Annotated in this window: 8 protein-coding genes; 2 read left to right on the forward strand and 6 right to left on the reverse strand. The window is 57.9% G+C overall.

Translation table 11 applies throughout. The annotated features are described in order from the left end of the window. Nucleotides 1-4 precede the first annotated feature (4 nt). On the reverse strand, nucleotides 5-2,089 hold the full coding sequence (gene malQ, locus MXM41_RS20370; protein ID WP_325934007.1) for a 4-alpha-glucanotransferase: 2,085 nt from the start codon (nucleotides 2,087-2,089) through the stop codon (nucleotides 5-7). 9 nt (nucleotides 2,090-2,098) lie between these two features. Continuing rightward, entirely contained in the window at nucleotides 2,099-4,492 is a 2,394-nt protein-coding gene (gene malP, locus MXM41_RS20375; protein ID WP_325934008.1) for a maltodextrin phosphorylase, read from the reverse strand. 584 nt (nucleotides 4,493-5,076) lie between these two features. On the opposite strand from malP, the gene malT reads away from it, so the two are divergent. After that, nucleotides 5,077-7,782, forward strand: coding sequence for an HTH-type transcriptional regulator MalT (malT, locus tag MXM41_RS20380; protein ID WP_325934009.1), 2,706 nt, complete (start codon nucleotides 5,077-5,079; stop codon nucleotides 7,780-7,782). Nucleotides 7,783-7,933: 151 nt separating this feature from the next. Here malT and MXM41_RS20385 read toward each other — a convergent pair whose 3' ends face one another. Genes MXM41_RS20385 through glpE form a run of 3 tightly spaced genes read right to left on the reverse strand, consistent with a single transcriptional unit; the run spans nucleotide 7,934 to nucleotide 9,915 of the window. After that, nucleotides 7,934-8,692, reverse strand: a complete 759-nt coding sequence (locus MXM41_RS20385; RefSeq protein WP_325934010.1) for a DeoR/GlpR family transcriptional regulator — start codon at nucleotides 8,690-8,692, stop codon at nucleotides 7,934-7,936. Nucleotides 8,693-8,710: 18 nt separating this feature from the next. Further along, entirely contained in the window at nucleotides 8,711-9,541 is an 831-nt protein-coding gene (gene glpG, locus MXM41_RS20390; protein ID WP_325934012.1) for a rhomboid family intramembrane serine protease GlpG, read from the reverse strand. A 44-nt stretch (nucleotides 9,542-9,585) separates the two neighbouring features. Then, on the reverse strand, nucleotides 9,586-9,915 hold the full coding sequence (gene glpE / locus MXM41_RS20395; RefSeq protein WP_325934013.1) for a thiosulfate sulfurtransferase GlpE: 330 nt from the start codon (nucleotides 9,913-9,915) through the stop codon (nucleotides 9,586-9,588). Nucleotides 9,916-10,190: 275 nt separating this feature from the next. On the opposite strand from glpE, the gene glpD reads away from it, so the two are divergent. Then, complete coding sequence (gene glpD / locus MXM41_RS20400; protein WP_325934014.1) at nucleotides 10,191-11,699, forward strand: glycerol-3-phosphate dehydrogenase; 1,509 nt, start codon at nucleotides 10,191-10,193, stop codon at nucleotides 11,697-11,699. A 151-nt stretch (nucleotides 11,700-11,850) separates the two neighbouring features. Here glpD and glgP read toward each other — a convergent pair whose 3' ends face one another. After that, entirely contained in the window at nucleotides 11,851-14,298 is a 2,448-nt protein-coding gene (gene glgP, locus MXM41_RS20405) for a glycogen phosphorylase (protein WP_325934015.1), read from the reverse strand. Between the last annotated feature and the right edge of the window lie 5 nt (nucleotides 14,299-14,303).

The raw sequence follows: 14,303 nt of genomic DNA on the forward strand, positions 1-14,303 counted from the left end.
TTTGTCACTTCTTCGCAGCCGCTTTTCGCCGCTTATCCAGATCCTTAATCAGCCTGTTCACCCCGTCATCGGCAAACATCTTCTCAAGCGAGGTGGAGAGCTTACGCCGCCAGTTCTTGTACTGATAGCTGGTACCCGGGATGTTGACCGGCTCCGGCATATCCAGCCAGTCTTCCGGCTGCAGTCCTAACAGGGCGCTGTTGCTGTCGGCGATGTAGCGCTGCAAACCGCGGTTCAGCGTGGCGGTCATCGACATCAACGATGCCTTATGCCCGGTGCGTTTTGGCAGGCAACCGTGCGCGTGCAGCGCATCCAGCAGCCCCTGCTTCGACAGCTCACGATCCTGATACAGCCCGCGCAGCATCACTTCGTCGGGGTAGAGACCCAGCGTCTTGCCCAGGGTAAGGTCGCCGCTGTCCCACCAACCCCGAAGCGTAGGAAGGTCATGCGTCGTCGCGACTGCCATTGATTGTTCAGGGTACGCCTCCGGCGCGCGGAAGTTCTTTTCAAGGTCGTTTTCAAAATAGAGCACCTTGTAGGAGTAAACGCCGCTGTCACGCAGCTTGCTGACAATTTCAACCGGCACGGTGCCGAGATCTTCGCCGATCACCATGCAGTTATGGCGTTTGCTCTCCAGCGCAAGGATAGAGAGCAGATCGTCCACCGGATAATGCACGTAGGCCCCGTGGTCGGCGGTTTCGCCGTAAGGGATCCACCACAGACGCAGCACTGACATCACGTGGTCGATACGCAGGGCGCCGCAGTTCTGCATGTTGGCGCGCAGCAGCTCGATAAACGGCTCATAGGCGCGAGCCGCAATCACGTGCGGATCCATCGGCGGCAGGCCCCAGTTCTGACCCAGCGGGCCAAGAATATCCGGTGGTGCGCCCACAGAGGCTTTCAGGCAGTAAAGCTCGCGGTCGCACCAGGTCTCTGCCCCGCCCTCGGCCACGCCTACCGCCAGGTCACGGTAGAGGCCAATCGGCATGTCGTAACCCTGGCTCTCCTGCCAGCAGGCCGCAAACTGGCTGTAAGCCAGCCACTGCAGCCAGAGATAAAAATCGACCTCATCGGCGTGCTCGTCGCAAAACGCCTTCACCGCGGGGGAATCGACAGACTGATACTGCTCAGGCCAGACCGGCCAGCCCCAGCGCATTTCATCCTCTTTCACCTGATATGCGTGTAGCGCGTCGAATGCCGCCTGCCAGTAGAGGCTTTCACCCTCCCGGGCAACAAAATCACGGAATGCTGCCATCTGGTCGTCATCACGCTGGGCAAAGCCTTTCCACGCCATGCGCAGGGCGGCCATTTTCAGCGCGGTGACGGTGGCGTAGTCAACCCACTGGGCATCGCGGGCGCGTTGCAGCGCCTCACGGGTAGTCTCCATCCCCCACCACGCCTGCGCCTCGTCGTTGTTACGGAAATCCTCAACGGCATTCACGTCGATATAGATCACGTTCAGCCAGCGACGGGACGACGGGCTGTACGGGCTGGCGCTCTCCGGGTTGGCCGGATAGAGCGCATGGATCGGGTTGAGGCCGATAAACGCGCCGCCGCGTTTACCGACATCCGCCAGCATCTTTTTCAGATCGCCGAAATCGCCGATCCCCCAGTTATGGTCAGAGCGCAGCGTGTAGAGCTGCACGCAGGCGCCCCACAGCTTTTTGCCCTCTCTAAGCGCCTGCGGCTCGTAACAGCGTTTTGGCGCCACAATCAGCCGGCAGTGCCAGCGCTTGCTGTTCTGGGTGAGCGTCAGCGTGTGGTAGCCCTCCGGCAGTTTTGCCGGAAGGTTGAGATTTTTGCCGCCCGTGGCGTGGCCCTTGTGCTGATGCCCCTCTTCGGTGGTCAGCAGCCAGCTAAAGTCCCCGCTGCCTTCGATCATCAGCGGCATCTTTTTACCGGCGGTATAGACCATTACGTTCGGGACGGCGGTGACCGCCGCTTTCGCGACGGGTTTGGCTTTATGCATGGCATCCAGCAAACGCCTCTTGGTTTCAGCACCAATAGACTGCGGTTTACCATGAGCATTGATATAGCTGGGGCTGATCCCCGCCGCCAGCGCGGCATTATCGAGACGTTTACTTTCCATCGCGCTTCCTTAGCGTTTTGCCTGCCAGATACGGCTCTGGTAGTCGCGGATTGAACGGTCAGAGCTGAACATGCCGCAGCGCGCGGTATTCAGAATGCATGCCCGGGTCCAGGCTTCCTGGTCACGGTACAGGACATCAACCTGTTTCTGCGCCTCAACATAGCCGGCAAAGTCCGCCATCAGCAGGTAAGGGTCGCCGCCCTCTTTGCCGATGCTGTGCAGCATCTGGTCAAACGCATGCTTGTCACCGTTGCTGTATTTGCCGCTTTCCAGCTCTTTCAGCACCGCATCCAGCAGTTTGTCTTTCTTACGCCATTTCACCGGGTCGTAACCTTTGGCTTTGATGGCCTTCACCTCTTCCACAGTATGGCCGAAGATAAAGATGTTCTCGTCGCCCACCTGCTCGGCGATCTCAACGTTCGCCCCGTCCAGGGTACCTACCGTCAGCGCGCCATTCAGCGCCAGCTTCATGTTGCCGGTACCGGAGGCCTCTTTACCGGCAGTGGAGATCTGCTCAGAGACATCCGCCGCCGGGATCAGCAGCTCAGCCGCAGAGACGCAGTAATCCGGCAGGAAGACCACCTTCAGCTTGTCGCCCACTTTCGGATCGTTGTTCACCGCGTCGGCCACTTTGTTGATGGCGAAGATAATGTTTTTCGCCAGGTAATAGCCCGGTGCCGCTTTCGCGCCAAACAGGAACACGCGCGGCACGCGGTCGGCCTGCGGGTTCTCGCGGATCTCTTTGTAAAGCGCCAGAATGTGCAGCAGGTTCAGGTGCTGACGTTTGTACTCGTGCAGACGTTTGATCTGGATATCAAAAATCGCGTTCGGGTTAATCTCAATGCCGGTGCGGGTTTTGACGAACGCCGCCAGCCGCACTTTGTTGTCCCGCTTGATGGTGCGGTAGGTCTCGCGGAATGCCGCGTCGTCGGCATATTTTTCCAGGTTGATCAGCTGGTCGAGATCGTTGGCCCACTCTTTGTCCAGCGAGGAGTCCAGCAGCGCGGCCAGTTTTGGGTTGCACTGTTTGATCCAGCGACGCGGCGTAATGCCGTTGGTGACGTTATGGAACTTGTTCGGCCACAGCTGGTGATATTCCGGGAACAGATCTTTCACCACCAGGTCGGAGTGCAGCGCGGCCACGCCGTTCACCGCAAAGCCGCTGACCACGCACAGGTTGGCCATGCGAACCTGCTTGTCGAACACCACCGCCAGCTTCGCCCATACGGCTTTATCGCCCGGCCAGGTTTTATCGACCCGCTTTTTGAAGCGGTTGTTGATCTCGTTGATCAGCTGCATATGGCGCGGCAGCAGGGTTTTAATCAGCTTCTCGTCCCAGCACTCCAGCGCCTCTGGCATCAGGGTGTGGTTGGTGTAGGCGAAGGTTTTGCTGGTGATGGCCCAGGCATCGTCCCAGCTCAGCTGGTGCTCGTCGATCAGCACGCGCAGCAGCTCCGGAATGGCGATGGTCGGGTGGGTGTCGTTCAGCTGGATCACTTCATAATCCGCCAGCTCCGCCAGTTTGCGGCCCGCCAGGTGATGGCGACGCAGGATATCGGCCACGGAGCAGGCGCACTGGAAGTACTGCTGCATCAGGCGCAGCTTTTTGCCCGCCAGATGGTTGTCGTTCGGGTAGAGAACTTTGGTCAGCTTGTCGGCGTCGATGCCCTGCTGCTCAGCACGCAGGAAATCGCCGTCGTTGAATTTGGTCAGGTTAAACGGATGGGCGTGGGTCGCCTGCCACAGGCGCAGCGGCTGCGCCACCCCGTTACGGTAGCCCAGCACCGGCAGATCCCAGGCCTGGCCGGTGATGGTGAAGCCCGGCTCCCACTGGCCCGCTTTCGTCACTTTACCGCCAATGCCTACCTGCACATCCAGCGCTTCGTTGTGGCGGAACCACGGGTAACTGCCGCGATGCCAGTCATCCGGGGCTTCCATCTGCTGGCCATCGGCGAAGGACTGACGGAACAGACCGTACTGATAGTTCAGACCATAGCCGGTGGCCGACTGGCCCACCGTCGCCATGGAGTCGAGGAAGCAGGCTGCCAGACGACCCAGACCGCCGTTGCCGAGCGCCGGATCGATCTCCTCCTCCAGCAGGTCGGTCAGGTTAATGTTGTGCGCGTTCAGCACATCGCTCACGTCCTGATACCAGCCGAGGTTCAACAGATTGTTACCGGTCAGACGGCCAATCAGAAACTCCATGGAGATGTAGTTGACGTGGCGCTGACCTTCCACCGGTTTCACTGCGGGTTGGGCGCTCAGCAGTTCTGCGAGCGCTCCGCTGACGGCCTGCCACCACTGGCGGGAGGTCATCTCTTCAGCGGCATGTAAACCAAAACGCTGCCACTGACGCGTCAGGGCAGCCTGGAATTGAGCTTTGTTGAAAGTCGGCTGTGACATAGGGAATCTGCATCCTGTAGAAAGAAATTAACACGTTGGTGCTAGTGTGCCTGGCTCCTTATTGCTCTTCCTCCTCCTGCGGGGGATTAGGCGGGGAGGAGTAGCGGGGATGAGCGATAAAGTGTGATCGTGGCCACTTTCTGCAGCCTGAGTGTGGAGCATTGAAGAGGAGATTGCCGGGAAGAGTGTCAAAAAATGAAACAGGTTTTTAGCCGAAATATATGAGCGCAGTAATAATTACTTACCTGAAATAATATCTGTCGGATTTTACTGTCTCTCAGAAGGTTATTTTACATAGTTAACCTTCCCGAGACTTTATTAACTTTTCACTGCCTTTACGATTCTATATTCCTTTTTATGCTTAACCTTCCGGATACGCGCCAAACCAGTATCCATGCGCTTTAGAGGCTCATCGGAAAAGTTCCCGCACCCCAGCATATATTTTTGTGACCAAGTGCAAATTAAGGGACATAAAACCCCGACATAACTTGCAATAAAGAAGTTTCTGACCGACTTTATAAGGATTAATTACGAAGCGCAAAAAAAATCAAAAATCTCGATTTCCACACAGTGAAGTGAAAACTATGTTGATTCCGTCCAAATTAAGTCGCCCGGTTCGTCTTGACCATACTGTGGTCCGCGAACGCTTGCTGGCGAAACTTTCCGGCGCGAACAATTTCCGACTGGCGCTGGTAACGAGTCCTGCCGGGTACGGCAAAACAACGCTTATTTCGCAGTGGGCATCCGGCAAAACCGATCTGGGCTGGTACTCCCTTGATGAGGGCGATAACCAGCAGGAGCGTTTCGCCAGTTACCTGATCGCCGCCATTCAACAGGCGACCAACGGGCACTGTGTGACCAGCGAAAGCATGGTCCAGAAACGGCAGTACGCCAGCCTCTCTTCGCTGTTTTCCCAGCTGTTTATCGAGCTGGCCGAATGGCATCGCCCGCTCTACCTGGTCATTGACGATTATCATCTGATTACCAATCCGGTGATCCACGAGTCGATGCGCTTTTTCCTGCGCCATCAGCCGGAAAACCTGACCCTGGTGATCCTGTCGCGCAACCTGCCGCAGCTGGGCATTGCCAACCTGCGCGTGCGCGATCAGCTGCTGGAAGTGGGCAGCCAGCAACTCTCCTTTACCCATCAGGAAGCGAAACAGTTCTTTGACTGCCGCCTGAAATCCCCTATCGAGGTGGCAGAGAGCAGCCGCCTGTGCGACGACGTGGCAGGCTGGGCTACCGCCCTGCAGCTGATTGCCCTCTCCGCGCGCAATAACAACAGCTCGACGCAGCAATCCGCTCGTCGTCTGTCGGGGATCAATGCCAGCCACCTCTCCGACTACCTGGTGGATGAAGTGCTCGACAGCGTCGATTCATCCACCCGGCAGTTCCTGTTGAAAAGCTCGCTGCTGCGCTCGATGAACGATGCGCTGATTGTGCGCGTGACGGGCGAAGACAACGGCCAGATGCGTCTGGAAGAGATTGAACGTCAGGGATTATTCCTGCAACGCATGGACGACTCCGGCGAATGGTTCAGCTACCACCCGCTGTTTGGCAGCTTCCTGCGCCAGCGTTGTCAGTGGGAGCTGGCGACCGAACTGCCGGAAATCCACCGCGCCGCTGCCGAGAGCTGGATGGCGCAGGGATTCCCGAGCGAGGCCATTCACCACGCGCTGGCGGCGGGCGATGCCCGTATGCTGCGCGATATCCTGCTCAACCACGCCTGGAGCCTGTTCAACCACAGCGAGCTGGCCCTGCTGGAAGAGTCGCTGCGCGCCCTGCCGTGGGAAAGCCTGCTGGAAAACCCGCGTCTGGTGCTGCTTCAGGCCTGGCTGATGCAAAGCCAGCATCGCTACAGCGAAGTGAACACCCTGCTGGCCCGCGCCGAGCAGGAGATGAAAGGCGAGATGGACGCCGCCCTGCACGGCGAATTTAACGCCCTGCGTGCACAGGTGGCTATTAATGATGGCGATCAGGAAGAGGCCGAGCGCCTGGCGATGGTCGCCCTCGAAGAGCTTCCTCTGGCAAACTTCTACAGCCGTATCGTTGCCACCTCCGTCCATGGCGAGGTGCTGCACTGTAAGGGCGATCTCACCCGCTCCCTGTCGCTGATGCAGCAGACGGAACAGATGGCCCGTCGCCACGACGTCTGGCACTACGCACTGTGGAGCATGATCCAGCAGAGCGAAATTTTATTTGCCCAGGGCTTCCTGCAGGCCGCCTGGGAGACGCAGGAAAAAGCGTTCAATCTGATCCGCGATCAGCATCTGGAACAACTGCCGATGCACGAGTTCCTGCTGCGCATTCGCGCCCAGCTGCTGTGGGCATGGGCACGTCTGGACGAAGCCGAAAGCACCGCCCGTCTGGGGGTGGATGTGCTCTCCACCTACCAGCCGCAGCAGCAGCTACAGTGTCTGGGCCTGCTGGTGCAGTGCTCGCTGGCGCGCGGCGATCTGGATAACGCCCGTAATCACCTCAACCGTCTGGAAAACCTGCTCGGCAACGGCCAGTATCACAGCGACTGGGTATCCAACGCCGATAAGGTGCGGGTGATCTACTGGCAGATGACCGGCGACAAGAAGTCGGCGGCCAACTGGCTGCGCCAGACGCCGAAGCCGGCGTTCGCCAATAACCACTTCCTGCAGAGCCAGTGGCGCAACATTGCCCGGGCGCAGATCCTGTTAGGCGAGTTCGAACCGGCGGAGATGGTGCTGGAAGAGCTGAACGAGAACGCCCGCAGCCTGCGTCTGATGAGCGATCTTAACCGTAACCTGCTGCTGCAAAACCAGCTTTACTGGCAGGCCGGGCGTAAGAATGACGCCCAGCGCGTGCTGCTGGAAGCGCTGCAACTGGCTAACCGCACCGGCTTTATCAGCCACTTTGTGATTGAAGGCGAGACCATGGCGCAGCAGCTGCGCCAGCTGATTCAGCTGAACACCCTGCCGGAGCTGGATCAACATCGCGCCCAGCGCATCCTGCGGGAGATTAACCAGCATCATCGCCACAAGTTCGCCCACTTTGACGAAACCTTCGTGGAGCGTCTGCTGACTCACCCGGAAGTGCCGGAGCTGATCCGCACCAGCCCGCTGACCCAGCGTGAATGGCAGGTGCTGGGGCTGATTTATTCGGGCTACAGCAACGAGCAGATTGCCGGTGAGCTGGCCGTGGCGGCCACCACCATCAAAACGCACATTCGTAATCTGTATCAGAAGCTGGGGGTGGCCCATCGTCAGGACGCGGTGCTGCATGCGCAGCAGCTGTTGAAGATGATGGGGTATGGGGTTTAGGTCCTCTGCGGTTTGATGCCCTCACCCCGACCCTCTCCCACAGGGAGAGGGTGCAAACACTAAAAACGGCAACTGGGTTGCCGTTTTGCTTTTACCTTGGCCTGATGCCCTCACCCCGGCCCTCTCCCAAGGGGAGAGGGAGAAAATCATCTCAGCACAGCTCTAACTGTAACTTGTTATCCCGAATCACTTTCAACACCCCTTCCGGCGGCATCACATCGGTATAAACCGCATCCACCATGCTGATGCTGCCCATATTCACCATCGCGTTACGGCCAAACTTGGAGTGATCCACCACCAGCATGACGTGGCGCGAGTTTTCTATGATCGCCCGTTTGGTGCGCACTTCGTGGTAGTCAAACTCCAGCAGCGAGCCGTCCGTGTCGATGCCGCTGATGCCGAGAATGCCAAAGTCGAGGCGGAACTGAGAGATAAAGTCGAGGGTCGCCTCGCCAATAATGCCGCCGTCGCGGCTGCGCAATTCGCCGCCCGCCAGGATGATACGAAAGTCCTCTTTCTGCATCAGCGTGGTGGCCACGTTAAGGTTGTTGGTGACGATACGCAGGTTTTCATGGCCGAGCAGGGCATGGGCTACCGCTTCCGGCGTGGTGCCGATGTCGATAAACAGCGTCGCGCCGTTAGGGATCTGGCTGGCGACTTTATGGGCGATACGCTCTTTCTCGGAGGTCTGCGTCGCCTTACGATCGTGCCAGGAGGTGTTGACCGAACTGGACGGTAGCGCCGCACCACCGTGGTGGCGGAGGATGCGGTTCTGATCGGCCAGGTCGTTAAGGTCGCGGCGGATGGTCTGCGGGCTGACGGCAAACTGCTCCACCAGCTCTTCGGTGCTGACGTATCCCTGTTTTTTTACCAGGTCAATAATGGCGTCATGACGTTGTGTTTGTTTCATCGGAGTTCCCTGCCAGAATTATGTTCGTTTTCGCGCATGTAGCGTATCGGCAAACGCCATCGCCAGCCCGACCGCCAGACCGGCCACGTGTGCGCCGTTAGCAATCGCCATTCCAAACAGATCAAACCATCCGGCAATAATCCAGATTAAGGCAAAGGTCATCAACCCGCGCTGCAGGTAGATACCGCTCTCTGGATCGCGCTCGCCGCGCAGCCAGACATAGCCCATCAGCGCGTAAACCACGCCAGAAAGTCCGCCAAACCACGGGCCGCCGAACCTGTGCTGGATAAAGCCGCTGAGCAGCGCGCTGATAAGGGTGAGCACAATGAGCTTGCCGCTGCCGAGCCGTTTCTCCACCGCCCCGCCGAGATACCACCACCACAGCAGGTTAAAGAGAATATGCAGGAACGAGAAGTGCATCAGCGCGTGGGTGAAGTAGCGCCAGAATTCGAACTCCAGCGAGGCATCATAGGGCCAGGCCAGTAGCAGCATCATCTGCTGATCGCCCACCACGCTCATCATAATGAAGACCAGAATACAGGCCGCCATTAACACCAGGGTGAACGGGCCCGCGCGCTCGCGCAGGGTGGCAAGGAAAGGAAAGCGCTGATAGCGCAGGCCGCTACCGGTATGGCCGGATTGCCAGCTCGCCGCCAGATAGCGCGCATCGCCGGGGTTTTCCAGAAAACGGGCCAGTTCCGCCTCAACCCGGGCAGCCTGGCTCTCATCCGCCAGCCAGACGTCGGTTTGCGTATGTTGTTGAATGGTCAGGATGACACCCTGCGTCGCCATGTAATCGACAAACGCCTGGGCGACGCGCGGGTTGTTAAAAGAGGTAATCAGTAGCATCGGCGGCAGTCGCTTATTCCACACAAAAGGGAACAGTATATACCTTAAATGTCCGCGTGCTCGACTTCTGCCGGGAAATGACGGTGCCAGGCATCAAAGCCGCCGTCCACGCTGTAGACCGCGTCATAACCCTGCTGCAGCAGATACTGCGCCGCCCCCTTGCTGCTGTTGCCGTGATAGCACATCACCATCACCGGGGTGTCAAAATCGTGGTCACGCATAAACTCGCCGAGTGAGGCATTGGTCAGGTGAAAGGCGCCCGGCGTGTGGCCCAGGGCAAAACTTTGCGGATCGCGAATATCCACCAGTACCGCCGTGCCCTGATGCATCTTCTGATGGGCTTCTTCTACGTTAATACATTCAAATTGTTCCATGGTGTTCTCTTTCATCGAGTGCGAATTCATCTCCCCCTCACCCCGGCCCTCTCCCTCAAGGAGAGGGAGCAAACCATCCCCTCGCCCCTCTGGGGAGAGGGTTAGGGTGAGGGGAAAAATATAACGCGTAGTGTACGTCGTGGCGGCGGGTAAACGCCATTATGTTAGCTCTATCACTCAAAAATGTTTTTTTGATGTTACTAAAATCCGTTTCCTTTGCTAATATGAGCGATATCGAACATTTATGAGCTTTAACGAAAGCGCGTGAGGATACAATGGAAACCAAAGATCTGATTGTAATAGGTGGCGGTATCAACGGTGCGGGCATTGCGGCTGATGCTGCCGGGCGCGGATTATCTGTCCTGATGCTGGAAGCCCAGGATCTCGCCTGCGCCACCTCCTCCGCCAGCTCCAAACTGATCCACGGTGGCCTGCGTTACCTGGAACACTACGAGTTCCGCCTGGTGAGCGAAGCGCTGGCGGAACGTGAAGTACTGCTGAAAATGGCCCCACATATTGCCACGCCGATGCGTTTTCGACTGCCGCACCGTCCGCATCTGCGCCCGGCATGGATGATCCGCATTGGTCTTTTTATGTACGATCACCTGGGAAAACGCACCAGCCTGCCAGCCTCTGCGGGTGTGCGTTTTGGCGCAGACTCCGTTTTGCAGCCTGAAATCGTGCGCGGATTCGAATATTCCGACTGCTGGGTGGACGATGCCCGCCTGGTGCTCGCCAATGCGCAAATGGTTGAACGCAAAGGCGGCGAGGTCAAAACCCGCACCCGCGCGGTCTCGGCGCGCCGGGAAAATGGGCTGTGGATCGTTGAAGCAGAAGATATCGATACCGGCGAGCGCTTCAGCTGGCAGGCACGCGGGCTGGTCAACGCCACCGGGCCGTGGGTGAAACACTTCTTTGACCACGGAATGCAGCTGCCGTCGCCGTATGGCATCCGCCTGATCAAAGGCAGCCATATCGTGGTGCCGCGGGTGCATACCCAGAAGCAGGCTTATATTCTGCAAAACGAAGATAAACGTATCGTGTTTGTGATCCCGTGGATGGATGAGTTTTCCATCATCGGTACCACCGACGTGGAGTACAAAGGCGATCCGAAGCAGGTGGGGATCGACGAGAGCGAAATCAGCTATCTGCTGAAGGTTTATAACGCGCACTTCAAGAAAACGCTGGCGCGCGAAGATGTGGTCTGGAGCTATTCCGGCGTGCGTCCGCTGTGCGATGACGAGTCTGATTCACCGCAGGCGATCACCCGCGATTACACCCTCGATATTCATGATGACCAGGGTAAAGCGCCGCTGCTGTCGGTGTTTGGCGGTAAGCTCACCACCTACCGTAAGCTGGCGGAGCACGCGATGGAAAAACTGGCCCCGTATTATCAGGGGATCGGCCCGGCATGGACCAAGGGCGCGGTACTGCCTGGCGGCGATATCGGCGGCAACCGCGATGACTACGCGGCGAAACTGCGCCGTCGCTATCCGTTCATCAGCGAATCTCTGGCCCGCCACTTTGCCCGTACCTACGGCAGCAACAGCGAGCTAATCCTGAATGAGGCGAAGGATCTCACTGGCCTGGGCGAAGATTTTGGCCATGAGTTCTACGAGGCGGAACTGCGTTATTTAGTCGACCACGAGTGGGTACGCCGCGCGGATGATGCGCTCTGGCGTCGCACCAAAGAGGGGATGTGGCTGAACGCGGAACAGCAGTCGCGCGTGGCGCAGTGGCTGGCGGAGCGTACGGGAAAGCATGAGCTGTCGTTAGCATCGTGAGAAAAGCCGACAGGTAGGCCGGGTAAGGCGAAGCCCGCCACCCGGCGTTTTTTTTTTTTTCTGGTGCGGCCTGATGCCCTCACCCCGGCCCTCTCCCACAGGGAGAGGGAGCAAACACTAAAAAAAGGCAACTGTCGTTGCCTTTTTGCTTTTATAACCGCACCGGCTTAATGTGCCAGATGGTCTCGGCATACTCCTGGATGGTGCGATCCGACGAGAAGTAGCCCATGTTGGCGATGTTGTGCATCGCTTTGGTGGTCCACTCTTCCGGTTTACGATACAGCTCATCGACCCGGTCCTGACAATCCACATAGCTGCGGTAGTCTGCCAGCACCTGGTAGTGGTCACCGAAGTTGATCAGCGAATCCACCAGATCGCGATAGCGGCCAGGCTCGTCCGGGTTGAAGACCCCGGTGGCGATCTGGGTCAGCACCTGGCGCAGCTCTTCATCCTTCTCGTAATAATCACGCGGCGAGTAGCCCTTAGCGCGCAGCGCCTCCACCTCTTCCGTGGTGTTGCCGAAGATAAAGATGTTCTCTTCACCCACGTGCTCCAGCATCTCGACATTTGCGCCATCCAGCGTGCCGATGGTCAGCGCGCCGTTGAGGGCAAATTTCATGTTACTGGTGCCGGACGCTTCGGTACCCGCGGTAGAGATCTGCTCAGAGAGATCGGCGGCCGGAATGATCAGCTGCGCCAGACTTACGCTGTAGTTCGGGATAAAGACGACCTTCAGCTTGTCACCAATCTGCGGATCGTTGTTGATCACTTTCGCCACATCGTTGATCAGATGAATAATGTGCTTCGCCATGTAGTAGGCCGATGCCGCTTTCCCGGCAAAGATGTTAACGCGCGGTACCCAGTCAGCATCCGGCTCGGCCTTGATGCGGTTATAGCGGGTGATCACGTGCAGCACGTTCATCAGCTGACGCTTATACTCGTGAATACGTTTGATCTGCACGTCGAACAGCGCTTTCGGGTTGGCTACCACGTTGAGATGCAGCGCCATCCACACCGCCAGCCGTTTTTTGTTCAACAGCTTGGCGTCACGGACTGCTTTATTCACCGTCGGGAAGTCAGCATGCTGTTCAAGCTCGCTCAGCTGGCTTAAATCGGTGCGCCAGTTGCGGCCAATGTTCTCGTCGAGCACTTCGGAGAGCGGCTGGTTGGCCAGCGCCAGCCAGCGGCGCGGCGTCACCCCGTTGGTGACGTTGCAGAAACGCATCGGGAAGATTTTCGCAAAGTCAGCAAACAGCGACTGCACCATCAGGTTGGAGTGCAGCTCAGACACGCCGTTGACCTTGTGGCTGATGACCACCGCCAGCCACGCCATACGCACGCGGCGGCCATTGGATTCATCAATAATGGAGGTACGGCTCAGCAGACCGGTATCGTGCGGATACTGCTCCTGCAGGGTTTTCAGGAAGAAGTCGTTAATCTCAAAGATGATCTGCAGATGGCGCGGCAGGATTTTGCCCAGCATATCCACCGGCCAGGTTTCCAGCGCTTCGCTCATCAACGTATGGTTGGTGTACGAGAACACCTGGCAGGTGACCTCGAAGGCCTCGTCCCAGCTGAACTTGTGCTCATCAATCAGCAGGCGCATCAGTTCCGGGATCGACAGCACCGGGTGGGTGTCGTTGAGGTGAATCGCGGTTTTTTCCGACAAATTGGCGTAGGTTTTGTGCAGCTGGTAGTGACGGCTGAGGATATCCTGGATAGTCGCGGAGACCAGGAAGTACTCCTGACGCAGACGCAGCTCACGCCCCGAGTAGGTGGAGTCATCCGGATAGAGCACACGGGAGACGTTCTCGGAGTGGTTTTTGTCTTCTACCGCCGCGAAGTAGTCACCCTGGTTGAACTTACCGAGGTTGATCTCGCTACTGGCCTGGGCGTTCCACAGGCGCAGCGTGTTGGTGGCGTCGGTATCGTAGCCGGGAACGATCTGATCGTATGCCACGGCCAGGATCTCTTCGGTTTCGACCCAGCGGCTCTTTTTACCTTCCTGCTGAATACGCCCACCAAAGCGGACTTTGTAGCGGGTGTTATGGCGCTTGAACTCCCACGGGTTGCCATACTCCAGCCAGTAATCCGGCGACTCTTTCTGGCGGCCATCGACAATATTCTGTTTAAACATGCCGTAATCGTAGCGGATGCCGTAGCCGCGTCCCGGCAGGGCGAGGGTCGCCAGCGAATCGAGGAAGCAGGCTGCCAGACGGCCCAGACCGCCGTTGCCTAAGCCGGGGTCGTTCTCTTCATCAATCAGCTCTTCTAAATCTAACCCCATCTCTTCCAGCGCGGTTTTAACGTCGTCATAGATACCCAGCGACAACAGCGCGTTGGAAAGAGTGCGGCCAATCAAAAACTCCATTGACAGATAATAAACCTGGCGAGTCTCCTGTGAGAGCTGGGCGCGGTTGGAGCGCAGCCAGCGTTCAACCAGCCGGTCACGCACCGCAAACAGCGTGGCGTTGAGCCATTCGTGTTTGTTGGCGATGACCGGATCTTTGCCGATGGTGAACATCAGCTTGTAAGCAATGGAGTGCTTTAACGCCTCAATGCTTACGGTGGGAGACGCATAGGAAAAGGGTGCATTCATATCTC

The organism is Leclercia adecarboxylata (genome assembly GCF_035787115.1).
Taxonomy (GTDB): domain Bacteria; phylum Pseudomonadota; class Gammaproteobacteria; order Enterobacterales; family Enterobacteriaceae; genus Enterobacter; species Enterobacter adecarboxylatus_E.

What these genes read in the sequence shown, in the direction of transcription:
- malQ (WP_325934007.1), bottom strand. Translation starts at nt 2,089, where the DNA reads ATGGAAAGTAAACGTCTCGATAATGCCGCGCTGGCGGCGGGGATCAGC.
- malP (WP_325934008.1), bottom strand. Translation starts at nt 4,492, where the DNA reads ATGTCACAGCCGACTTTCAACAAAGCTCAATTCCAGGCTGCCCTGACG.
- malT (WP_325934009.1), top strand. Translation starts at nt 5,077, where the DNA reads ATGTTGATTCCGTCCAAATTAAGTCGCCCGGTTCGTCTTGACCATACT.
- MXM41_RS20385 (WP_325934010.1), bottom strand. Translation starts at nt 8,692, where the DNA reads ATGAAACAAACACAACGTCATGACGCCATTATTGACCTGGTAAAAAAA.
- glpG (WP_325934012.1), bottom strand. Translation starts at nt 9,541, where the DNA reads ATGCTACTGATTACCTCTTTTAACAACCCGCGCGTCGCCCAGGCGTTT.
- glpE (WP_325934013.1), bottom strand. Translation starts at nt 9,915, where the DNA reads ATGGAACAATTTGAATGTATTAACGTAGAAGAAGCCCATCAGAAGATG.
- glpD (WP_325934014.1), top strand. Translation starts at nt 10,191, where the DNA reads ATGGAAACCAAAGATCTGATTGTAATAGGTGGCGGTATCAACGGTGCG.
- glgP (WP_325934015.1), bottom strand. Translation starts at nt 14,298, where the DNA reads ATGAATGCACCCTTTTCCTATGCGTCTCCCACCGTAAGCATTGAGGCG.